Genomic DNA, 20880 nt, shown 5'->3' with positions numbered 1-20880 from the left:
GAATCGAGGACAACCATGAACGAGGTACGCATTCTCGCGCCGGTCGGCATGCTGGGCGCCGGTTTCCCGGCCGCGACAGTCGCCCGCGGCATCGAACTGGGCGCCGACGTCATCGCCGTCGACGGCGGGTCGACCGACTCCGGGCCGTACTACCTGGGCTCGGGCACGGCCAAGACCGCGGCGGCGGCCGTGGCGGCCGATCTGCGGTTGTTGCTGCGGGCGGCCGCCGAGGCCCGGATCCCGCTGATCGTGGGCTCGTGCGGCACCAGCGGCACCGATTCCGGCGTCGACTGGGTGGCCGGGATCGTCCGCGAGATCCGGGCCGCGGAGGGGTTGAACCTGCGCGTCGCGACCGTTTACAGCGAACAACAACCGGCAGTTCTGCGCCAGCAAATCGGCCGTATCCGTCCGTTGCCGCCCGCCGGTGAGCTCGACCCGCCGGTGCTGGACAGCTGCACCCACATCGTCGGCATGATGGGCCACGAGCCGATCGTGGCCGCGCTCGAGGCGGGGGCCGACGTGGTGCTGGCCGGCCGGGCCACGGACACCGCGATCGCCGCCGCCTATCCGATGATGAAGGGTCTGCCGGCCGGCCCGATCTGGCACGCCGCGAAGATCGTCGAGTGCGGCGGGCAGTGCACGACGAACCCGCGGGCGGGCGGGGTGCTGGCGACGATCGACCACGACGGTTTCACGATCGAACCGCTCGACCCGGACAACGCCTGCACACCCACGTCCGTTGCCGCGCACATGCTGTACGAGACGGTCAACCCGTTCACGATGCGCGAGCCCGCGGGCACGATCGTGGTGTCCGACGCGACCTACCGGGCGCTCGACCACCGGCGCGTACGGGTGGAGGGTTCCCGCTTCGAGCCCGCCGAGCAGCACACGATCAAGCTCGAGGGTGCGCGGATCACCGGGTACGAGACGATGTCGTTCACCGCGATCCGCGACCCGCACATCCTGGGCCAGATCGACACCTGGGCCGCGCTGATGCGCAAGATGATCGGCGAGTGGGTCGGCCGCACGCTGGGCCTGGGCGACGGCGACTACGAGTTCGACCTGCGCCTGTACGGCCACAACGCGATCCTCGACGAGATCGAGCCCGACCGGGGCCCGCCCCGCGAGGTGGGCGTGATGCTGCTCGTGCACGCGGCCGACCAGCGGACGGCCACCGCGGTGGCCAAGGTGGCCAACCCGCTGCTGCTGCACCTGCCCACGCCCGACATGGACTACTTGCCCAGCCTGGCCTTCGCCACGTCACCGGCCGAGACCGAGCGCGGCCCCGTCTACGAGTTCGCGCTCCACCACGTCGTCGAGGTCGACTCCCCCACCAGCCTGTTCCGTGTCACCCTGCCGGAGGCCGAGGATGCCTGATCCCCGTACGATCGCCGACCTCGCCCTCGAGGTCCGCTCCAAGAACGCCGGCCCGTTCTGGGTGACCATGGAGTTGTTCATGCGCGACGCCGACGGCTACGCCGTGGTGGCCGACCCCGGCTACCTGGACGCGGCGGTGATCGCGCGCCTGTACGGCGTACCGGCCGGCACGATCCAGATCTTCCGCATCCCGTCGCTGAACGTCGTCAAGATCTCGTTCCCCCGTCCGGTCCCCCAGGGCAGCCTGCGCGACCGTGACATCCACGCGGGCCAGCACCACGTGCCGCTGGCCCTGTACCCGCTGGCACCACAAAGTGTTTCCCCCGGTTCGTAGCGGGAAGCCAATACGTGTTGGTTCCACAGCGAGACAGCGAGACAGCGAGAGGGAGGCACGTCATGGGCTTCATGGACAAGGCCAAGGACTTCGCCGACAAGCACGACGAGCAGGTCGACCAGGGTATCGAGAAGGCGGGCGACCAGGTCGACCAGCGCACCGGTGACAAGTACACGTCACAGGTCGACCGGGCCCAGGACGAGGCGCAGAAGCGCACGGGCGCGGGCGACAGCCAGCAGTGACCCGGGGCTGATCTCACTCCGATCGGTAGCCGGCGGCCTGGATGCGGAACAGCTCCGCGTACCGGCCGCCGGCCGCCATCAGGTCGGCGTGGCTGCCCCGCTCGACCAGTTCACCCTCGTGCAGCACGAAGATCTGGTCGGCGTGGATGACGTTGGCCAGCCGGTGCGTGATCAGGATCGTGGTGTGCCGGCCGTGGCGGCCGCGGATCGCCTGGAACAGGGCGTCCTCGGCGCGGGGGTCGAGCGCCGACGACGGCTCGTCCATGATGAGCAGGTCGGCGTCGCGGTAGAAGCCACGCGCGGCGGTGATCCGCTGCCACTGGCCGCCGGAGAGGTCGTGGCCTTCCTTGAACGTACGGTCGAGCAGTGTGCGGTAGCCGTGGGGCAGCGACAGGATCGTCTCGTGCGCGGCCGCCTTGCGCGCGGCGGTCTCGATACGGGCCTGTTCGACGTCGGTGTCCAGGTCGCCCATCGCGATGTTGGTGGCCGCGGTGTAGGGCCACTTGTGATGTTCCTGCAGGACGACCGCGATCCGCCCGCGCAGCCCGTCGCGGTCCCACTCGGGCAGCGGCCGGCCGTTCCACTCGATCGCGCCTTCGCTCGGCGACCGCAGCGCGGCGATCATCGCGGCCAGCGTCGACTTGCCTGAGCCGTTCTCGCCGACGAACGCGACCGTCTGCCCGGCCTCGATGCTGATCGTGACGTCGTCGACGGCCGGCGAGTCCCGGTCCGGGTAGCGCAGGCTGACACCGGTGATGTCCAGGCGGCGCAGCGGCGGCGGGGCGGGCTGCCCGTCGGGCTCGTCGTCCGGGATGTACTGCCGGGCCCGTTCGAGGAAGCCCACGTACTCCTTGAAGAACTGCCCGTCGGTGAACATGTGGTCGAGCTGCATGGTGACCGTCGTGAGCGAACGCTGGGCCGCCTGCACCGCCACGACGCAGGTGACCGCGGCCGACAGCGGGATGTGCCCGCCCGCGAGCAGCACCCCGAGCAGCACCCACACCCCGCCCAGCCCGATCCCGCTGATCACCGCGCCCACGCTCATCGTCGTCGTGACCCGCCGGGCCAGCGTCAGTTCGGTGGCGGTCTGCGCGTCCATGACCATGTCGTACTGTCCGAGGAGGAAACGCCGGAGCCCGTACGTCCTGAGCTCCGGCGCTGATTCCCGTTCGGCCATCTGCCGCTGGAGCACGAACAACCGCCGGCGGCGCACGGACCCGGCCAGGAAGTTCGCGTACCGCAGGTGACCCGCGCGCAGGGCCGCGTAGCCGTTGGGCAAGGTGGCGACGAGCAGTGCGAGCAGCAGCAACGGGTTGATCACGACGACAGCCACGGCCACCGCGATCAGGCCCACGGCCCCGGCCAGCAGGTTGGTGGTGTCCGACACCAGCCCGTTGGCGGCGTCGCTGCCCCGCGTGGCCCGTTCCATGTCGTCCGCGAAGGCGTCGGCGTCGAAGGCGTCCAGCCGTACGGCGGTGGTCGTCTCGAACAACCGGCGCTCGGCTTCCTGGTTGACGCGTGGTGTCAGCCCGTTCTGGGCGTAGCCGGTGGCGATGCCCAGCCCGCCGCGTACGGCAGTGACCGCCGCCAGCACGGCCAGCGCGGGCAGCGCGGCCTCGACCCGCTCCGGTGTGGGCCCGGCCCCGAACAGCTCGACCAGCACCCGCTGGGTCGAGAGCAGCCCGAACGTGGCCATCGCCCCGGCCGCGACGGTGGCCAGCCCGACCAGCGACGTGCGCACCTTGTCGGCCCGCCACGCGACGGCCACCGCCTGCCGCACGAACTGGGGCAGCTCCGCGAAGACACCGAATACGCCTGTCTCCGCGCGGCGTCGATACCCGTGCTCCCACCAGGCATTGCGTAGTTCCGGAAGGACCGTCTCCTCCGTGACGCTCACGGGCACCTCACTCCAAGTAGTCAGCGAGTTACCCTCCACACTCGCCGCTGGGCGGCGTTCTGTCGCCTACCCGAAGGAGTTAGGCACATCGATACGGACACGGTGTGCGACTTACCGGAGCGTGGCGATCGTCACGTGAGCTCGCAAAGAACCGGCAACACGGACGGGGCAAAATCCCGGACGCGAGATAACCTTCCCGAGATGTAAGACGCTGTTCGATCCCTTTGAAGGTCCCCCATGCACCGCGACACGACCCGATCCTCGGCGCGCGCCCACCAGGCCGCCGTGGAAATGCTCACTTCTTCACGCCGCCGCTCCCACTTGCGCAGCCGTCCCCGCCAGCGCTCCGCCGCCACCGGGCTGGGCTGCACCGAGCAGCAGATCTTCATGGTCGCCGGCCTCGACGGGCGCCACTCGACCGGTTCGGTGCCGGCCGACCTGGCCCTCGTACGCCGCCTGGCCAGCGACGAGTACGAAACGTTCGCCGACATCACGGGCCGCGCGTTCGACGTCGCCCCTGCCGCCGTGGCCGCTCTCTACACCGCCGAGGTCCTCGCCAACCCCCGGATCGGGGCCTACGTGGCCGAGACCCACAACGGCACGGCCGTCGCAGCCGGCGTCGGCCTGCTCACCGACGGACATCTCGGCATCGCCAACGTCGCGACGATCCCGGCGTTCCGGCGGCAGGGGTACGCGCGCGTGCTCACCGAGACGATCCTGCGGCGCGGCGCGCTGGCCGGCGCGCACACGGCGTATCTGCACGCCGCCCACGAGACGGTGCCGTTCTTCGAGCGGCTCGGCTTCACCACCCGCGCCGACTGGTCCCTGCTCCAGGCGTCCTGACGCCCACCGGCTGCGGACCCGGCGGCATCAGCCGTCGATGGTGGCGACCGGCACGCCTTCGGTGACCGCCCATTGCAGGGCCTCCCGGACCTTGTCGACCGGCAGCGGCCGGTGCCGGGTCACCGTCAGCGCCACGTGCACCGCGGCCGAGAGAAAGGCGTTGCGCTGCGAGGCCTCGGCGAAGTCCGCGCCGATCCGATAAGCGAACGCGACCGCCTCGTCGTAGGTGAGGGCCGGCAGATACAGCAGGAACTCGCCCTGCCCGACCCGGCTCGCCCGGTCGGCCGGCCGCAGCCTCGAGACCAGCAGGTTGATCACCGTTTCGTCATGCCGCGCGGCCGTGCGCCCGACCGTGCCGGCGGTGCCGGTGGGATTGCCGATCCGCACCGCCAGCAGTGCCACCGCCAGCACCCCCGGCGCGGTCACGCCGGACCCGCCGGACCATCGTTGCGTCTCCTGCGGGGAGGTCAGCGGATCGTCGCCGGCTCCCGGCCGGGCGGTCCGCGCCTGCAGTCGCCGGGCGTTGAGCCGATCGTTGTCGCGGGCCGACTGCGCGAGCAGCGCCCGCAACAGGGCGTCCGTGCGGGCCTCGCCGGGCGTGGCCGGCAGCTCCCGGACGCGCGCTACCACGGCATCGAGCGCGCTGACCGCGCCGGCCGGCAGCCGGTCCGCCAATTGGGTCCGCAGACGCAGCACCTCGTGCAAAGCCGCATCGCGCCGGTGGTCGACCCGGCCGCTGAACAGACGGCCACTTTCGATGGTGCCGGCCGTACCGTCGATCTGCTCCTGGTCGTGCGCGACCAGGAGGGCCCCGAAGCGCGGCGTCAGGACGACGACCGTCCACTCCCGCGCGAGTTCCTCCTTGTCGTCGAGCAGCACCGGATGGGCCCGCGCCGGCAGCTCCGGCGGCTGGTCGGCGACCACGCCCACCACCGTGACCGCGGCCAGCCCGGCGATGCGTTCATAGACCGCGCGTTCCCGGTCGAAATAGGGCATCCGCTGGAACAGCGCGATCACGACCAGCGGGCCGTCCTCGGCGGCAGCCAGCGCCGCCTGCTCGATGGCGTGCGACGCCACGACGAGCGTTCTCTTGGTGTACAGGCGGTCAACCGCGACATCGGGCACCGCCGCAGCGTACGCATGTCATCGATGGCACGCATGCCGGCCGCGGCGGCACGGTCAGACGGCGATCGGCAGCGTCGTCGCGATCGGCCAGGCCACCAGGATCGAGCCGGTCAGGGCGACCAGCCACTGCGGCGCGCCGCCGCACCGCAGCGCCGCCGACAGCCCGGCCTGGATCACCATCAGCACGGCCAGCAGCGGCACCACCAGCACCAGGAAGCCGGAGGCCAGCCCGGCCACGGAGCCCGCGGTCAGGGCGCACACCGCTACCACGGCCACGAGCAGGTCGCCCCGCAAGCGGCCCGACAGCAGGCCGGTGGCGTAGGCCAGCAGGGCGAAACCGAGCCACACGACGAGCAGCAGCCACCAGCGGGGGCCGACCGGGACGGCCTGGGTGAAGCCGAGCTGCAGCGGCACGGCGATCGCAGCCGCGGCGTACGGGATCACCAGCAGTGCCACGAGCAGCGGGCGCGACCCACCGCCCGGGGAGCGGACGCGGCGCAGGCAGGCCAGGATCGCGACGCCCATCAGCGCGGCGAAGCCGCCCGCGTAGCCGCCGAGTTCCAGGCGGTTCGTCGGGAGCAGCGGCGCGACGAACACCGCCGGTATCGCAGCGGCCACGACGACTACGGCGGCGCGGCCCGGAGCGGCGGCGGGGTGGGGCGGCAACCGGCTCGGCCGGCCCAGCAGCAGCCGGACGACGGCGGGGAACCCGGCCAGCAGGCCCAGCATCAGCAGGCCGGCCGAGGCCAGCCGGCGCAGCGGGGACGGTGGCTCGGTCGCGGCGGCGGCACGCCCGAACGCGGCGTCGATCCAGTCCGCGGTCAGCCGGTGCGCCCGGGCCGCGTACAGGATCGAGATGTGCTCGGTGGCGGCGACGCTGGCGGACCGCCGGTCACTGCCCGCGCCCCGCATGGCCTGCGTGACGCTCCGGTGGAAGCCGGGGAACTCGAGCTGCCCCACCAGCAGGAGCAGGCGGGCCGGCCGGGCCGGCGTCACCTGGCCGGCGCCGGGCAGGGAAAGGGCCACGGTGGCGGTGATCTCGGGGTGGGCGACGGCGTAGGCCGTCACCGCGGTCGCGCCCATCGAATGCCCCACCAGCGCGATCCGCGACGCGTCGACACCCGGCAGCGACCGCAGGTAGGTCACCGCCACGTCCAGGTCGTGCTGCAGGTCGACCGGTTCGCGGGTGCTCGCGCCGTGACCGTCGAAGTCGGGCAGGACCACGGTGTAGCCGCGCGCGACCAGGGTGTCGCCGAACTGCCGCATCAACCGGGCCGAGCCTGCGAACCCGTGCGCCACCACCACACCGGGCCCGGACGGGGAACCGCCGGGCCGCATCACCTCGAGCGGCACCCCGTCGACCACCACGTGCTCGGCGTCCGGGAAACGGCTCAGCAGCAGGCCGCCGACGGTCACAGCGATCAGCGCGAGCAGGGACGGCAACCACCGCCGGGCGAATCTCACGCCCCGGACCGTATCGTCACCGCCGTCGATCGACCGGGATCTGCGCGAGGTCTTCACAACCGGCCCGCCGGATAATCACCGGCGCCGCCGCGGGCTGTCGGCTAACCTTGCCGCCATGTTCACCGGCATCGCCTCGATGAGGTTGCGTTCCGGCCGCTGACGGCGGCTGGAGCTCACTTTCTGTCCACAGCTTCTGCACCGCCGTCCTGGCGTTCCTGTCCGGGCGGTGCCGATCAGCGCTGCCCGGCTCACCAGACGAGCCGAGAGCAGACCCGTGACCATTCTCGAGAACACCCATTCCCACGTACGGGCTGAGGCCGTGCGCGTCGTGCGGGGCGACCGCGTCGTCCTCGACGGCGTCGACGTCACCGTGTCGGCCCGCTCCCGCCTGGCCGTGGTCGGCCGCAACGGCAGCGGCAAGACGACCCTGCTGCGGGTGCTGGCCGGGCTGGCCCCACCCGATGAGGGCCGCGTGCACCGCGCGGGCACGATCGGCGTGGCCGAGCAGGCCCTGCCCGCCGAAGCCGGCGAGACCGTCGGCACCCTCGTCGACCAGGCCCTCCAGCCCTCGCTGCACGCCCTGGCCGGCCTCGACGCGGCACTGGCGACGATCGAAGAAGACCCCGGCTCGTACGAGAAGGCACTCGACACGGCCACCCGGCTGGACGCGTGGGACGCGCAGCGGCGCGTCGACGTGGCCCTGGAAGCGCTCGACGCGTGCACCGACCGGGCCCGGCGGCTGGACACGCTGTCGGTGGGCCAGCGTTACCGCGTACGGCTGGCCTGTGTGCTCGGCGCGCACCACGACCTGCTGCTGCTGGACGAGCCGACCAACCACCTCGACGCGGCCGGGCTCACGTTCCTGACCGAGCGGCTGCGGCACCACCCCGGCGGCGTCCTGGTCGTCACGCACGACCGGGCGCTGCTGCGCGACGTGGCCGCCGAGTTCCTCGACCTCGACCCCACCCCCGACGGCCGGCCCCGCCTGTACGCGGGTGGCTATGCCCGCTGGCAGCAGGCCAAACGGCGGGAACGGCAGCAGTGGCAGCAGGAGTACGACAACCAGGTGGCCGAACATCAGCGGCTGACCGGCGCGGCCGAGGAAGCCCGCGGGCGGTTGAGCACGAGCTGGCGCCCCGACAAGGGCACCGGCCGGCACAAGCGGCAAAGCCGGGCGCCCGGCATCGTGCAGGCCGTCAAACGCCGCCAGGAGGCCTTGGCAGCGCACCGGATCACGGTGCCGAAGCCGCCGCGCCCGCTGCGGTGGCCCGACAGCGACACCCGTCCCGGTGTGCCGCTGCTGGACGCGCAGGACATCACCGTCACCGGCCGCCTGCCGACCCCGTACGGGCTGCGTCTGACCGGCGGCGACCGCCTGCTGGTGACCGGCCCCAACGGCGCCGGCAAATCCACGTTCCTGGCCGTCCTGGCGGGCACGCTGACACCGGCGACGGGCTCGGTGCGGCGACTCTCCGGGGCGACGGTCGGCTACCTGGCCCAGGAGGTCTTCACGGCGGCCGCCCGCATGTCCCCCGGCCAGCACCGGCGCCACCACCTGGAGGAGGTCCTCGACGGCCGGCCCGACGTGCTCCTGCTCGACGAACCGACCAACCACTTGTCGGCCGGCCTGGTCGACGACCTGACCGCGTCCCTGGCCACCACCCCGGCCGCCGTCGTGATCGCCACCCACGACCGCCAGATGCTGGCGGACCTGTCAGCCTGGCCCCGGCTGGTCCTCGACGGAGGCCGCCGCGCCTGAGCCCACCTCGGCCGTCGAGGTGTGACGTTTCTGGCACGACGCAACGGGGGGTTACCGGTCGGCACGTCATGTCGTTCGGAGGGATGGCATGACGATGCGAACGTACGGGTGGATGGCGGCGGCGCTCCTGGGCGGGTTACTGGCCGGGTGCGGCACCACCGCGGCCACCCCGGCGCCGGCGCCGCCGCCGGTCACCGGCGGGCCCGCCCTCGTGGTCAGCAGCCCGCCGGTCAAGCCGCGCCCCACGAAGATCACGTTTCCGCGGCGTGGGAGCGGGCGGTGGGTCACCGCGGCCGCCTCCGCGGAGATCGTGGGCACGCGGGGGCGGCTGATGCGTTACCGCGTGGTAGTGGAACGCGAGATCAGGGGCGTGTCGGTGGCCGGGTTCGCGGCGGCGGCCGGGGCGACCCTGGCCGACCCGCGCGGGTGGACCGGCGGCGGCGACTGGCGGTTCCGGCGGGTCGGGCCGGGCGACAGATACGACTTCACCCTCTACCTCGCCACCCCGGGGACGCGCGGCGAGTTGTGCGCGGATGCGTCGGACGGGTACACGTCGTGCCGTAACGGGGCCAAGGTCGTGCTCAACGTGGCGCGCTGGGCCGGTGGGGTGCCGGGTTACCGGAACAATCTGCGCGGTTACCGGCAATACATGGTCAACCATGAGGTGGGGCACCGGCTCGGCCACGGCCACGAACTGTGCCCCGGCAAGGGCGAGAGGGGCCCCGTCATGCTGCAGCAGACCTTGGGCCTGCACGGGTGCACGCAGAACCCGTGGCCCTACCCGGACGGCGAACTCTACCGAGGACCGTCCGGGCAGTACTGACTCATCTACGGCTCAGATGCCGAGGTTGTTGAAGAAGTAGAGCCAGATCTCCGAACGCGTGGGGAACGACGGGATCGCGTGGCGCAGGCGGCTGATCGGCACCTCGCCGACGATGGCGATGGTCGCGGCCTGCAGGAAGTCGGCCACCTGGGTGCCGGTGACCGTGACGCCGACCAGCACGCCGCGGTCCTCGTCGACCAGGAAACGGGTGGTCCCGACCACGCCGCCGGAGTAGGAGCCGCCCGCGTTGCCGTCGGTGGGCACGTCGATCACGCGGACGTTCAGCCCGGCCGCCCGCGCGCTGGCGGTGGTGTGCCCGACCGCGGCGACCTGCGGCGACGTGAAGATGACGCGGGGCGCGCCGGGACCGTCGGCCAGGTGGTCGATCACCATGGGCTTGCCGAGGATCTCGCCGGACGCGATGGCCGCCTGGTATTTGGCCATGTGCGTGAACGGGGCCCGCCCGTTGAGGTCGCCGATCACGTACAGCCAGTCCTGCCCGGGCACCCGCATGTGCTGGTCGACCTCGACGTAGCCGTCCGCCTTGACGCCGACGGCGTCCAGACCGAGGTCAACCGATTGCGGCGTACGGCCGGTGGCGACCAGGATCTCGTCGGCGGTCACGGTGCTGCCGTCGGTCAGGGTCACCGTCACGCCGTCCGCGTCGCGCCGCACGGCCTGGGGCCGCTGCCCCACCCGTACGTCGACGCCCTGCTCGGTCAGCCGCGCGGCCACCTGCTCGCCGGCGAAGTCCTCCTCGCGGGTCAGCACCCCACGCCCGGCGATCAGCGTGACGCGCGCGCCCAGCGACACGTACGCCTGGGCCATCTCGGAGCCGACCACACCCGCGCCGATGACGACCAGCGACGCCGGGATGTCCTTGGCCGTGGTCGCCTCCCGGTTGGTCCACGGGTCGGCCGCGGCCAGGCCCTCCACGTCGGGCAGGGCGGCCCGGGTGCCACCGGCCAGCACGACCGCCCGGCGGGCCTGGAGGACCTCGTCGCCCACCGTGACCTGCTTCTCCCCCGTCAGCCGGCCCCAGCCGCGCACCAGCGTGATGCCGCGCTCGAGCAGCCACGGCACCTGGCCGCTGTCGTCCTCGTTGTTGATCAGCTCGTCGCGCCGGCGCAGCACCGCCGCCACGTCGAGCGAACCGGTCACGGCCTCGGCCACGCCGGGCACGTGCCGCGCCTCCTCCAGCAGCTCACCGGGGCGCAGGAGGGCCTTGGACGGGATGCACGCATAGAACGAGCACTCCCCGCCGACATGGTCACCTTCCACGACCGCCACGCTGAGGCCCGCCTCGGCCAGCCGCCCCGCCGCGACCTCGCCACCGGGCCCGGCGCCCACCACCACCACGTCGAAACTCTGCATGTCCCCCATGATTGCCCATCACCCGCCGCCGGTGGGCCGGCGTATCTCGATTGTGCCGGGCGGCACCGGCTGGCACGCTTTCCGCCGTGACCGCGCCCTACCGGTGGGACCTCGTGACGCCCGACCAGCTCGGGTCGCTGCTGGGCGGCACCCGGCGGCCGGCCCTGTTCTTCCTCGACCAGCTCGTGGAGTGCGCCGGCACGGTGCTGGCCCGTTCCGGCGGCGGTGACCTGGTGTTCGTCGGGCGTTCCCTCGACTCGATGTTCGACCTGCTCGGCGGGGCACTCGACGGCGGGCTGCACCGGTTGCCGCTGTCGTTCCGGCGGGGCCGGCGCCGGCTCACCCACGCCGAGACGGCCGCGGCCCGCGAGCTGCTGGCGGCGGCCGGGGTCACCCCGCGCAGGCTGGCGCGCCGCGACCGGCCGATCACGTTCGTCGACGTGGTGCACGAGGGTTCGACGTTCACCCAGCTGTACGAGCTGCTGCGCGACTGGGTCGACGAGGAGCGCGAGCCGTGGCCGGTGATCCGGCGCAAGCTGCGCTTCGTCGGGGTCACCGCGGAGCGCAAACCCAGCCCGAACGCGTACCGGTGGCAGCAGGACGTGACGTGGCCCCGCGAGCTGCCGTCGCGGTCGGTGCTCAACGTGTCGCTGAGCCGCACGGTCTGGCACTACTTCGGCGACGTGCAGGTGAAGCTGACCCGTACGTTCCGTCCCGAGCAGTGGCTGTCCGAGCCCGACGGGCCCCGCCACGACGAAGAGACCCGGCAGGCGCTGGCCGAGGCGGTGGCGCTGGTGGCGTACGGGCGCAACAAGCAGGGACGGCAGGCGTTGGCCCGCGCCCGCAACGCCGCCCGCCCGTGAGGCCGCCCGCGCCCGTGCTGCGCGCGTTCGGTGTGGCGGGCGGCCCGGTGACGCCGCTCGAAGGCGGGCAGGGCACGTCGTGGCGGGCGGGCGACCTGGTGCTCAAGCCCGAACCGCCGCCCGGTGACTGGCTGCGCGACGTGGTCCCAGCCGGCTTCCGGCTGGCCCGGTCGTGCGGCGCGCACGGCGGGTGGTCGGCGACCCGCTGGCTGGAAGGCGCCGAGACGTCCGATTTCGTGGCCGTGATCGAGGCCGGGCGCGCGTTCCACCGGGCCGTCGCGCACCTGCCCCGGCAGCCGTCGTGGGCGGCCCGCACCGACCGCTGGGCGGTCGCCGACCGGATCGCGTGGGGCGAGCGGCCGCCGCGCTGGCTGCCCGCCTTCGCCCCGATCGCCGCCCGCCTGACGGCCGCGCTGGAACCGCTCGGAGCGTCTCAGATCGTCCACTGTGACCTGACCCGCAACGTGCTCGTGGCCGACGGGCTGCCCCCGGCGATCATCGACGTCTCGCCCTACTGGCGGCCACCCTCGTACGCGGAAGGGGTTGTCGTCGCCGACGCCCTGGCCTGGCACGACGCGCCCGGCACGCTGCTGCGCGACGCCGGCGTGAGCGTGCCCGCGGTCGCCCGCGCACTGCTCTTCCGCATGGCCACCGACACGGTGGACGACTGGGCCTGGCGCTACGAGCACGCGTGCCGGCAGCTCACCCTCTGACCGTGTGCGAGCGTTCCATCAACTCGCTCATGGCCTGCTGAAAGTCCCGCCGGCGCCGGGCCGGCCAGCCCTCGGTGAGCCGGTCGAACACCCGCTCCTGCCACTCGTGGGCGTGCGCGAGCATCTCGTGCCCGGCCGCGGTGACCGTGACCGGCCGCCGCCGCCCGTCCCCACCACCGTCGGCGGCCGGGCCCAGATGACCGGCTTCGATCGCACTCCTGATCAGGCGGGAGGCGCCGCTCTGGTCGATCCCGATCTCGTCGGCGACGGCGTTGACGGTGGCCGCCCGGCCCCGCTGCCGCAGAGCGAGCACGGCCTCGGTGACCAGAACCAGCCGCCCCTGCTCGGCCTGCCCGGCCTGCCCGCCCCGTCCCTGCCCCTGCGCCTGCCCCAGGGGCCCCTGCGCCTGCCCCAGCGGCTCCGGCGGCTCGCCCCGGCTCTGCTCCGACGGGCCGCCCCGGCTCTGCTCCGACGGGCCGGCCCGGTTTTGCTCCGGCGGGCCGGTCCGGCGGGACCAGTGCCGCACGAACGCGAACAGGACCTGCCCCGGCCCGGTCACGCGGCGGCCTGATCGAGGGCGGTCCGCAGGTCGGGACAGCGCAGCGCCGCGGCCACCTTGCCGTCGCGCACCCGGAAGACGGTCGCCACGCGGGCCGGGCCGGTGCTGCCCGGCCAGGTCGCGTCCTGCTCGACGACCAGCACGCCGGCGCCGATCGGATGCCACGCGCGGGGTTCGAGGCGGATGCCGGAGCGCTCGACCCACCCGGCGAACTGGGCCGGAGTGAGCTCGGCAGCACCCTGCGGGCCCTGGACGACGACCGGGTCGGTGACCGCTTGCGCCGCCCGGGCGAGGTCACCGGAGTTCACACTCGCATGCCATTCATCGATCGCTGCCTGCGCCTCCATGGCACAACTATATGCGATTCGCATACATCCTGGACCGGCACCAACGGCACCACACACGTCTGCGCAGCGGGGTAGTCGGGTGCGGGCGGCCGCCGCCCTGTCTAGCGGGCGGGCTCGCGCAGGAACAGACGCAGGGCGGCTTCCCGGCAGCGCGGGGAACGGCGCGTGGCGAGCCGGGACCCGTGGCGGCGGCGCAGCGGGGCCGGGCAGACGCGGAGGCGCGGCGCCGCCGGGCGGAGACGGCGGTGACCGGCGGCGCCCGGCGCGGTGCGCGCCGGCCAGGCGTGGTCGTTCCCGTGCGGCATGCGGCACCTGTCGTCGGGCGGCGGAAGGCAGAGCGCCATTTGATCGCCAAACGCGCCGCCCGCGACGCCCGATCCCAGTGGCTGGACGCGAGTACCGTCCGGGGCATGACTGTGTTGGACATCCGGAAGGTCGGCGACCCGGTGCTGCGCCGCGTGGCCGAGCCGGTGACCGTTTTTGATGCCGAGTTGCACAAACTGGTCGGCGACCTGAGCCAGACCCTGGAGCAGTCGCGCGGCGCCGGGCTGGCCGCCCCGCAGATCGGGGTGAGCCTGCGCCTGTTCGCGATCAATCCCGACCTGCCGGGCAACGACACCCGCCTCGATCACCTGATCAACCCGGGTCTGGAGTTCCCCGACGACGACGATCAGTACGGCCCGGAGGGCTGCCTGTCGATCCCGGGCATCTACCTGGACACCAAGCGGCGGATGAACGTGGTCGCCCGCGGCCTGACCAAGCACGGCGACCCGGTCCAGATCGTCGGGGCCGGGCTGCTCGCGCGGTGCATCCAGCACGAGACCGACCACCTCGACGGCGTGCTGTTCATCGACCGGCAGGACGAGGCGGGTCAGGAACGCCTCCTGGCCACCTTGAGCGAGGCCGCGTGGGCCGACGCCACCTTCAAGACCAGCCCGCACTGAACCGTTGGGAAACCACTTGCCTGTCAGGAAAGTGAGCGGCATACTTTCCTGACAGGCAAGTGCAGGCCCGAGGGGGAAGTACATGGAGATTCCACCGATCGACGCGGAACTGGCCCTGGCCGAAGTCCGGGCCCGCCGCGCCCAAGTGGTCGACGCCAACCTGGTCCCCGGCTGGTTCTGGCCCTCCATCGGCGCGCTGATGCTGTTGTTCGTGGCCGCCGTCGAAACCGGCCGCCCGTGGCTCGTCGCCACCGGCTCGGTCGCCTACTCGCTCGGCCTGGCCGGCCTGATCGTCGCGCTGCTGCGCCGCTCCCGCGTGCAGGTCCGCAACACCCTGATCGGCGCGCACGGTGCGGCCGCCATCGCCGTCTTCACGCTGGCCCTGGTCGGCCTCGGGATCGGGCTGGGCCTGTCGCTGGACGCCCTGGGCGTGCCCGCCCCCGCCACCCTGGCCTGCGTTCCCGTCGCGGCCGGGCTGGCCTTCGGCGGTCCGGCCCTGATGGCCTACCTGCGCCGGGTCATGCTCGGCCGCCCCCTGGCCGGGCCGCCCGGCCGCCCCCTGGCCGGGCCGCGATGAGCGTCGAGCCGCGCTTCGACGACCTCATCCACGCACCCACCCGGCTGTCCATCGTCAGCCTGCTGACCGCCACCGAGTGGGCCGAGTTCAAGTTTCTGCGCGACCAGGTCGGGCTCACCGACTCGGCCCTGTCGAAACAGCTCACGACGCTCGAAGAGGCCGGCTACGTCGACATCCGCAAGGCTTTCATCGGCAAACGAGCCCGCACCTCCGTCCGGCTCAGCCCGCACGGGCAGCAGGCCTTCGCCGGCCACATCGCCGCCCTGCAGCAGATCGTGGCCCGCTCCGGCCTCGCCGTCATCCCCGAGTCAGCGCAACCCTGAAGCCATCTCGAAGAGGTGACCGAGCACGGCGTCCCCCGACGTCCGCAGGCCGTCGTGCTCGTGCTCGTTGGTGACCCACGTGCGCACGTTGCCCACGGCGGCCGCGGTCTCCAGCGACAGCCCGGCGTCGACATACATGTCGTCGGCGTAGACCGCCGCCACCACCGGCACCTCATTGGACGCCAGCCGCTGCCGGTCGTAGAGCGCCGGCCAGTCGCCGGTGTCGGCCAGGATGCCGGCCGCCCCGGCGAACGGCCGCAACGCGGCGATCTGCTCGAACATCCAGGGGAACATCATCTCGCCGGTGAACAGCAGAGGATCGGCGTCGGCGGCGAACTCGGGCCGCTCCGCCAGTGCCCGGGCGGCGGCCCAGCCGGTGGCCCCGCCCTGGCCGCAACAGTATTCCTGCAACGCGAAAAGCGGCTTGTCCACGAACCCGGTGTGTGCCATCACCTCGTACAGGAAAGTGGCGGAAAGCTGGTCGCCGTGCCAGGCCTCGTCGAGCAGCCAATGCACGTACGAGTAGCCGTAACTCATGCCGAAGCTCTCACCGAGCGTGCGGAAGCGCTCGGGCGTCAGCCGGTCCCCGTCGGGCAGCCGGACGTCGGCCGACGCAAGGTGATCGGCTATGCGCCGCACGGCCGCGCGATCCTGCGGGAAGTCGCGGCAGAACTCGGCGTTCTTGGCGGCCACCCGGGGATATGTCCGCGCGTAGACCTCGTCGGCCGTCGCGGTCAGCCCGGGCAGCCCGCCGGTGACGTAACACGTGCGCAAGCCCTGCGGCGCGAACGACAAATAGCTCATCGTCACGAAGCCGCCGTAGCTCTGGCCGAGCGTGTCCCACCGGGCGCCGCCGGCCACCCGCTCCCGCAGGACCTCGGCGTCGCCCACAATGCTGTCGGCGCGGAACAACTTCACATAGTCGGCCAGCTCCTCGGCCGAACGCCCGCCGACCGTGTTCGCATTGAGCGGCGTGCTGCGGCCCGTGCCGCGCTGGTCGAGCAGTAACACCCGATGAGTGCGCACGGCCCGGCCGATCCAGCTCTCGGCCCGCAACGGCCGCGGCGACTTGCCTCCCGGCCCACCCTGCAGGAACAACAACCAGGGCAAATCCTCCCCGGCCCGATCGGCTGCGACGACCTCGCGCGCGAACACCTCGATCGTCTCACCGCCCGGATCCCGATGGTCGAGCGGCACGGTGACGGTGTGGTCGGCGAAACGAACCCCCGGGTGAGCAATCATGCCGTCAGACTAGAGCCGCCGTCTGACATATAGCACCGCGTCGATGCGTCCCCCGTTGGGACCGGGCAGGATGCCCAGCTGCTTGCCCTCGATCTCGAACCCGGCCGCCTGCAACGTCTTCTGCGACGCCAGATTGTCGACCGCCGAGCCGGCCACCACCCGCTGCAACCGGGCCTCGTTGAACGCCCACTTCGTGACCAGCTGAACCGCCCGCCGCGCGTAGCCCCGCCCCCGGAACGCCGGCAACACGCCGTAACCGAGCATGCCCTCCCGCAGGTGCGGCTGGAAGTAGTACAGCGCGATCTGCCCCGCGAACCGGCCGCTGCGCGCGTCCAGAATGCTCATGGCGGCCATCTCCCCGGCCAGCCAACGACTTTCCGCGTACGCGAAATGGCGCTCGACCTCCTCCCGCGGCGGGGCGGCCGGCGGCACCGACGTCGCCACCACCTCGGGCAGGCTGCGCAACTCGATCCAGCCCGCCAGGTCGTCCGGGTGCAACGGCCGGACCCGGATCACGCCGTCGGTCAGCTCCCCGCCCGGCAGGTCGGGCAGCACCCGCGGCGCCGGACCCTCCGGGTCGTCCTCGAGCCGCGCCCACACGACCATGTCCTCACGGTCCGGCCCCGCGCCACGCGCGATACCCTCCCGGCGATAACCGAGCGCGATCACATCACGCTGGGCAGCGGCGTCGTCGAGGCGCAGGCGGATCTCGGAACGATACGGCGATGTCACCAGGCCACGTTATAGCGGCCCGGCACGGCCGCCGCCGTCAGGTGTTCGCGCCACGGGCAGCCACCCGCCAGCGGTCGACCTCGGCCCCGCCCCGCACGACGACCAGCTCGTCGGCCAGGTTCACCACGGTGCAGACATGATTCGGAGCCACCCGCAGCACGTCGCCGCGGGCCGGGGGCTCGTCGGGGAACTCGACAGTGGCGTGATGCTCGGAGAGGGCGACGATCCGCGCCTCCGGGTGCTCCGGCAGGCGCCCGAACCCGGTGGCCCAGGCCAGCCGATCGGCCCCGAGCACCTTGGACCCGGCATCCACGATCACCCGATTCCCCGTACGGCTGACAACCGTCGCCACCACCGTGAGCGCCACGTCGTCCCAGCCGCAGGTGCCCAGCTCGACCTGCTGGGCGTCCCCGAAGACGTAGACGCCCGGCCGGATCTCGGTCAACGGCCCGGTCTCGGCAAGCGCCGCCGTCGGGGTCGAGCCACCACTGCGCACCTCGGCCCCCGCGCCGGCCGCGGACAGGGCCGCGGCCTCGTCCAGGGCGGCCTGCTGCTGCAGCCCCGGCCCGTACCCGTGCCCCGGGAACGTGAAGATTCCCCGTACGCGATGCCCCGCCCGCTCGGCCGCCTCAGCCACCCGCGCGGCGTCGCCCGGCTGCACCCCGCTGCGATGATGCCCACTGTCCAGCTCGACCAGCACGTCGAGCGGACCCACAGCCCGGGCCAACGCCTCGGCGCTCTCCACGGAGTCCACGCCGACGCGCAGGGCGACACGCTCGGCCAGTTTCCGCAGCCGCCCGGCCCGCCCCGGCGACGGCCAGATCGGGTACGCGAGGAACAGATCGTCGAAGCCACCACCCGCGAAGACTTCCGCCTCACGAACAGTGGCCACAGTCAACCCGGCGGCGCCGTAGTCGACCTGCCGCCGAGCGATCTCCAGACACTTGTGCGTCTTGGCATGCGGTCGCAACGCAAGCCCCCGCCCACGCGCGGCGGCCGCCATCGCCGCCACGTTCCGATCGAGCACATCAACATCCACAGCCACGTACGGCGTCTCCAGCACGACACCACTCCCCTCAGCGCAACCTTCATGATCGCGCACGTGGCGCCCGCCACGGCCGGCCCTCCCGCACCGAACAACGCGCTGACCGTGCGTCCGACGCCGCGACCTGCACAACCCCTCCGCCGGTGCTCACCATCGGTCGCACCCGGCCCACCCACGCTCCGTCACGTCGGCCACAGCATCCTAGGAGGCTGGGTTACTTGTGGGTCCGAAGCGGCCGGCCGCAGAGCTGTCTTAGGTACGGCGCGGCGGAACCAGGGGAACGCGGCGCTCGGTCGGGGCAGCGCGGTGGGTCAGCACGACGCGGGGCAGGCCGGGGCAGCGGCGGTTAGGAGACGGCTTCCGCGCCAAGCGATTCCCGACTGTGCGGACCGCTTGGCACAGGGCTTGGACATTTGACTCCGCTCAGCGGCCAACCCCTAGAACGTCCTAGGAGGCTGGTTGCTCCTTCGGGACGGGCGACAACTGAGGCTGTCCGACGGGCTGATCAAGTCGTGCTGAACAGGCAAGTTACGCGGACGGCGGGCCAAGTCGCGCAAGCCGGGCCCGCAGGCGGTGAGCGGGTCGAGTTATGCAAGCCGGGCCCGCAGGCGGTGAGCGGGTCAAGTTACGCAAGCCAGGCCGACAGGCGGTGAGCGGGTCAAGTTACGCAAGCCGGGCCAGTACGCGGTGAGCGGGCCACGGCGTGAGCTCGGCCAGGGACGCAGCAGGCACGAGCAGCCGCACAAGGCGATACCAACCGCGAAGGGCGAAGGGAGGGCGCAAGGCGCGGACGAAGCGAGCCAACGCGAGGTGTCACGAGTCGTGTTCATGACGGTGCTTTGCGTGACTGGCCGCTACCGTACGCGGCAACCGTTCAACCCGGCTCGGGAGGCACGATGAGTGTTGCCGATGCGAAGCAGGCGCTCCGCGCCCTCCTGGAGGACCGGCTGATCACCAGTGAGCAGGACGGTTTTGCCGCCGCCCGACAGGTGTGGAACCCGGCCGTCACCACCCGACCCGCCATGATCGCGCGGTGTGCCGACACGCGTGACGTCGGCGGAGTGGTTCGCATCGCCGGCGATCACGGGCTTCCGCTCTCCGTGCGGGCCGGTGGTCACGACTGGGCCGGCCGGGCCCTGCGCAAGGGCGGCATTGTCCTCGATCTGACGCCCATGCGCGCGGTCACCATCGACGGCGCTACGAAGACGGCCTCCGTGCAGGGCGGCGCGATCGCCGACGATCTGATCGGGGCGGCCACGCCGTACGGGATGGTCGCGGCGACCGGCGTGGTGGGCGGTGTCGGGCTTGCGGGTTTGACACTGGCGGGCGGGTACGGAGCGCTGATCGGCCGGTGCGGGCTGGCCGCGGACAACCTGCTCGGCGCGGAGGTCGTGCTGGCCGACGGCACGACGGTGGTGGCCGGCCCGGAGGGCGACGCCGATCTGTGGTGGGCTTTGCGCGGGGGCGGCGGCAACTTCGGTGTGGTGACCGCGCTGCGATTCCGGCTGCACGAGGTGCCGAGCCTGCTCGCCGGCATCTTGATGTTCCCGGCGTCCGAGGGGCGAGCCGTGCTCAACGGTTACGCCGAGATCGTGGCCGAGGCCCGCGACGACCTGACCGTGATGACCGGTTTCCTGCCCGGACCGCAGGGGCCGCTGGCTTTTCTCTGTCCCTTCTGGAGCAGTTCCGATCTGGCCGCCGGCGATCGGGTGATCACCCGGCTGCGCACCCTCGGTCACGCGGTCGTCGACCAGGTCCGGCCGATGCCGTACGGGGGTGCGTTGCGCATGTTCGACGCCAGCATGACCCCGGGCGCCCATTATCTGCTGCGCAGCCGTTCCCTGGCCGCCGTGGAGCCCGGCGCGGCCGATGTCCTGGTCGCGGCCGCGCGCGAGATGGGCCCGTACTCGACCCTGATCGTCAACCACTTCCACGGCGCCGCGTCCCGGGTCGACCCGTCCGCCACCGCTTTCGCCCAGCGTCGCCCGCACCATCCCGTCGAGGTGATCGCGTCGTGGTTGCCGGAGGACTCCCCCGACCGGCACCGCGCGTGGGCCGACGGTGTCGAGACAGCCCTGACCCCTCTCGCTCTTCCGGGCGGCTACCCCAACCTGCTCGGCCCGCACGAGGACGCGCGAGCCCGGGACTCGTTCGGCCCCAACCTCGAACGCCTGCTGGCCCTCAAGCGACGCTACGACCCGGACCTGCTCTTCTCCGCGATCCCGGCCTTGACGGACACGAACGCGGACAACGCGATCCCGTCCCGGACGGACACCAGCGTGGACAAGTAGCGGTGA

At 72.4% G+C, this 20880-nt stretch carries 22 protein-coding genes; 12 read left to right on the top strand and 10 right to left on the bottom strand.

Translation table 11 applies throughout. The annotated features are described in order from the left end of the window. The first annotated feature begins 15 nt into the window (after positions 1-15). The 3 genes from BKA14_RS07605 to BKA14_RS07595 all read left to right on the top strand — a co-directional run bounded on the left by BKA14_RS07605 (position 16) and on the right by BKA14_RS07595 (position 1953). Complete coding sequence (locus BKA14_RS07605; protein ID WP_184950200.1) at positions 16-1377, top strand: acyclic terpene utilization AtuA family protein; 1362 nt, start codon at positions 16-18, stop codon at positions 1375-1377. Next, positions 1370-1711 carry a DUF4387 domain-containing protein gene (locus tag BKA14_RS07600; RefSeq protein WP_184950199.1) on the top strand — a complete coding sequence of 114 codons (342 nt, stop codon included), beginning with the start codon at positions 1370-1372 and terminating at the stop codon, positions 1709-1711. Before BKA14_RS07605 ends, BKA14_RS07600 begins: the two co-directional genes overlap by 8 nt. A gap of 62 nt (positions 1712-1773) precedes the next feature. Continuing rightward, positions 1774-1953, top strand: a complete 180-nt coding sequence (locus tag BKA14_RS07595; protein ID WP_184950198.1) for an antitoxin — start codon at positions 1774-1776, stop codon at positions 1951-1953. Positions 1954-1966: 13 nt separating this feature from the next. Here the strand turns inward: BKA14_RS07595 and BKA14_RS07590 are convergent, their stop codons facing one another. Next, positions 1967-3850 carry an ABC transporter ATP-binding protein gene (locus tag BKA14_RS07590; RefSeq protein WP_239092409.1) on the bottom strand — a complete coding sequence of 628 codons (1884 nt, stop codon included), beginning with the start codon at positions 3848-3850 and terminating at the stop codon, positions 1967-1969. 237 nt (positions 3851-4087) lie between these two features. Between BKA14_RS07590 and BKA14_RS07585 the strand changes: the two genes are divergently transcribed. Further along, a complete protein-coding gene (locus BKA14_RS07585) occupies positions 4088-4693 on the top strand; it encodes a GNAT family N-acetyltransferase (RefSeq protein ID WP_184950196.1) in 606 nt (201 codons plus the stop codon). 27 nt (positions 4694-4720) lie between these two features. On the opposite strand, the gene BKA14_RS07580 is transcribed toward BKA14_RS07585, so the two are convergent. Beyond that, a complete protein-coding gene (locus BKA14_RS07580) occupies positions 4721-5818 on the bottom strand; it encodes a DICT sensory domain-containing protein (RefSeq protein WP_239092410.1) in 1098 nt (365 codons plus the stop codon). Positions 5819-5872: 54 nt separating this feature from the next. Further along, on the bottom strand, positions 5873-7282 hold the full coding sequence (locus BKA14_RS07575) for an alpha/beta hydrolase (RefSeq protein ID WP_184950195.1): 1410 nt from the start codon (positions 7280-7282) through the stop codon (positions 5873-5875). Positions 7283-7556: 274 nt separating this feature from the next. On the opposite strand from BKA14_RS07575, the gene BKA14_RS07570 reads away from it, so the two are divergent. Both BKA14_RS07570 and BKA14_RS07565 read left to right on the top strand, forming a co-directional pair. Then, positions 7557-9041 carry an ATP-binding cassette domain-containing protein gene (locus tag BKA14_RS07570; protein WP_184950194.1) on the top strand — a complete coding sequence of 495 codons (1485 nt, stop codon included), beginning with the start codon at positions 7557-7559 and terminating at the stop codon, positions 9039-9041. 88 nt (positions 9042-9129) lie between these two features. After that, positions 9130-9864 (top strand): DUF3152 domain-containing protein, encoded by a 735-nt coding sequence (locus BKA14_RS07565; RefSeq protein ID WP_239092411.1) that lies wholly within the window; start codon positions 9130-9132, stop codon positions 9862-9864. A 12-nt stretch (positions 9865-9876) separates the two neighbouring features. Here BKA14_RS07565 and BKA14_RS07560 read toward each other — a convergent pair whose 3' ends face one another. Next, the gene (locus BKA14_RS07560; RefSeq protein WP_184950193.1) at positions 9877-11238 is read right to left on the bottom strand and encodes a dihydrolipoyl dehydrogenase family protein; all 1362 of its coding nucleotides are present in this window, start codon (positions 11236-11238) and stop codon (positions 9877-9879) included. Positions 11239-11324: 86 nt separating this feature from the next. On the opposite strand from BKA14_RS07560, the gene BKA14_RS07555 reads away from it, so the two are divergent. Then, on the top strand, positions 11325-12101 hold the full coding sequence (locus tag BKA14_RS07555) for a hypothetical protein (protein ID WP_184950192.1): 777 nt from the start codon (positions 11325-11327) through the stop codon (positions 12099-12101). Further along, positions 12098-12814, top strand: coding sequence for a hypothetical protein (locus BKA14_RS07550; RefSeq protein WP_184950191.1), 717 nt, complete (start codon positions 12098-12100; stop codon positions 12812-12814). Before BKA14_RS07555 ends, BKA14_RS07550 begins: the two co-directional genes overlap by 4 nt. Here BKA14_RS07550 and BKA14_RS07545 read toward each other — a convergent pair. From BKA14_RS07545 to BKA14_RS07535, 3 genes are all read right to left on the bottom strand, one after another. Continuing rightward, on the bottom strand, positions 12804-13373 hold the full coding sequence (locus tag BKA14_RS07545) for a winged helix DNA-binding protein (RefSeq protein ID WP_184950190.1): 570 nt from the start codon (positions 13371-13373) through the stop codon (positions 12804-12806). The two genes, BKA14_RS07550 and BKA14_RS07545, sit on opposite strands and share 11 nt — an antisense overlap. Next, entirely contained in the window at positions 13370-13720 is a 351-nt protein-coding gene (locus tag BKA14_RS07540) for a nuclear transport factor 2 family protein (RefSeq protein ID WP_184950189.1), read from the bottom strand. The genes BKA14_RS07545 and BKA14_RS07540 overlap by 4 nt, the downstream gene beginning before the upstream one ends. Before the next feature lie 101 nt (positions 13721-13821). Continuing rightward, on the bottom strand, positions 13822-14025 hold the full coding sequence (locus BKA14_RS07535; RefSeq protein WP_184950188.1) for a hypothetical protein: 204 nt from the start codon (positions 14023-14025) through the stop codon (positions 13822-13824). A 105-nt stretch (positions 14026-14130) separates the two neighbouring features. Here BKA14_RS07535 and def point away from each other — a divergent pair, with 105 nt between their 5' ends. The 3 genes from def (at position 14131) to BKA14_RS07520 (ending at position 15564) form a co-directional block, all read left to right on the top strand. After that, on the top strand, positions 14131-14664 hold the full coding sequence (gene def, locus BKA14_RS07530) for a peptide deformylase (protein WP_184950187.1): 534 nt from the start codon (positions 14131-14133) through the stop codon (positions 14662-14664). An 82-nt stretch (positions 14665-14746) separates the two neighbouring features. Further along, on the top strand, positions 14747-15241 hold the full coding sequence (locus tag BKA14_RS07525) for a hypothetical protein (protein ID WP_184950186.1): 495 nt from the start codon (positions 14747-14749) through the stop codon (positions 15239-15241). After that, complete coding sequence (locus BKA14_RS07520) at positions 15238-15564, top strand: winged helix-turn-helix domain-containing protein (protein WP_184950185.1); 327 nt, start codon at positions 15238-15240, stop codon at positions 15562-15564. Before BKA14_RS07525 ends, BKA14_RS07520 begins: the two co-directional genes overlap by 4 nt. Here the strand turns inward: BKA14_RS07520 and BKA14_RS07515 are convergent. Genes BKA14_RS07515 through BKA14_RS07505 form a run of 3 tightly spaced genes read right to left on the bottom strand, consistent with a single transcriptional unit; the run spans position 15550 to position 18601 of the window. Continuing rightward, positions 15550-16806: an alpha/beta fold hydrolase gene (locus BKA14_RS07515; RefSeq protein WP_184950184.1), complete on the bottom strand. Its 1257-nt coding sequence runs from the start codon at positions 16804-16806 to the stop codon at positions 15550-15552. The genes BKA14_RS07520 and BKA14_RS07515 overlap by 15 nt on opposite strands. Positions 16807-16815: 9 nt before the next feature. After that, on the bottom strand, positions 16816-17538 hold the full coding sequence (locus BKA14_RS07510; protein ID WP_184950183.1) for a GNAT family N-acetyltransferase: 723 nt from the start codon (positions 17536-17538) through the stop codon (positions 16816-16818). A gap of 37 nt (positions 17539-17575) precedes the next feature. Further along, positions 17576-18601, bottom strand: coding sequence for an alanine racemase (locus tag BKA14_RS07505; RefSeq protein ID WP_184950182.1), 1026 nt, complete (start codon positions 18599-18601; stop codon positions 17576-17578). 878 nt (positions 18602-19479) lie between these two features. Here BKA14_RS07505 and BKA14_RS07500 point away from each other — a divergent pair. Continuing rightward, a complete protein-coding gene (locus BKA14_RS07500; RefSeq protein ID WP_184950181.1) occupies positions 19480-20874 on the top strand; it encodes an FAD-binding oxidoreductase in 1395 nt (464 codons plus the stop codon). Positions 20875-20880: the final 6 nt, after the last annotated feature.

The organism is Paractinoplanes abujensis, from assembly GCF_014204895.1.
In the GTDB taxonomy this organism is placed as follows: domain Bacteria; phylum Actinomycetota; class Actinomycetes; order Mycobacteriales; family Micromonosporaceae; genus Actinoplanes; species Actinoplanes abujensis.
This window is presented reverse-complemented; position numbering and strand designations above follow the sequence as displayed.

Bases quoted from the DNA above. Each gene is read 5' to 3' on its own strand.
- BKA14_RS07605 (WP_184950200.1), top strand. From the start codon at position 16: ATGAACGAGGTACGCATTCTCGCGCCGGTCGGCATGCTGGGCGCCGGT.
- BKA14_RS07525 (WP_184950186.1), top strand. From the start codon at position 14,747: ATGGAGATTCCACCGATCGACGCGGAACTGGCCCTGGCCGAAGTCCGG.
- BKA14_RS07565 (WP_239092411.1), top strand. From the start codon at position 9,130: ATGACGATGCGAACGTACGGGTGGATGGCGGCGGCGCTCCTGGGCGGG.
- BKA14_RS07595 (WP_184950198.1), top strand. From the start codon at position 1,774: ATGGGCTTCATGGACAAGGCCAAGGACTTCGCCGACAAGCACGACGAG.
- BKA14_RS07515 (WP_184950184.1), bottom strand. From the start codon at position 16,806: ATGATTGCTCACCCGGGGGTTCGTTTCGCCGACCACACCGTCACCGTG.
- BKA14_RS07540 (WP_184950189.1), bottom strand. From the start codon at position 13,720: ATGGAGGCGCAGGCAGCGATCGATGAATGGCATGCGAGTGTGAACTCC.
- def (WP_184950187.1), top strand. From the start codon at position 14,131: ATGACTGTGTTGGACATCCGGAAGGTCGGCGACCCGGTGCTGCGCCGC.
- BKA14_RS07600 (WP_184950199.1), top strand. From the start codon at position 1,370: ATGCCTGATCCCCGTACGATCGCCGACCTCGCCCTCGAGGTCCGCTCC.
- BKA14_RS07520 (WP_184950185.1), top strand. From the start codon at position 15,238: ATGAGCGTCGAGCCGCGCTTCGACGACCTCATCCACGCACCCACCCGG.
- BKA14_RS07535 (WP_184950188.1), bottom strand. From the start codon at position 14,025: ATGCCGCACGGGAACGACCACGCCTGGCCGGCGCGCACCGCGCCGGGC.
- BKA14_RS07500 (WP_184950181.1), top strand. From the start codon at position 19,480: ATGAGTGTTGCCGATGCGAAGCAGGCGCTCCGCGCCCTCCTGGAGGAC.
- BKA14_RS07585 (WP_184950196.1), top strand. From the start codon at position 4,088: ATGCACCGCGACACGACCCGATCCTCGGCGCGCGCCCACCAGGCCGCC.
- BKA14_RS07560 (WP_184950193.1), bottom strand. From the start codon at position 11,238: ATGCAGAGTTTCGACGTGGTGGTGGTGGGCGCCGGGCCCGGTGGCGAG.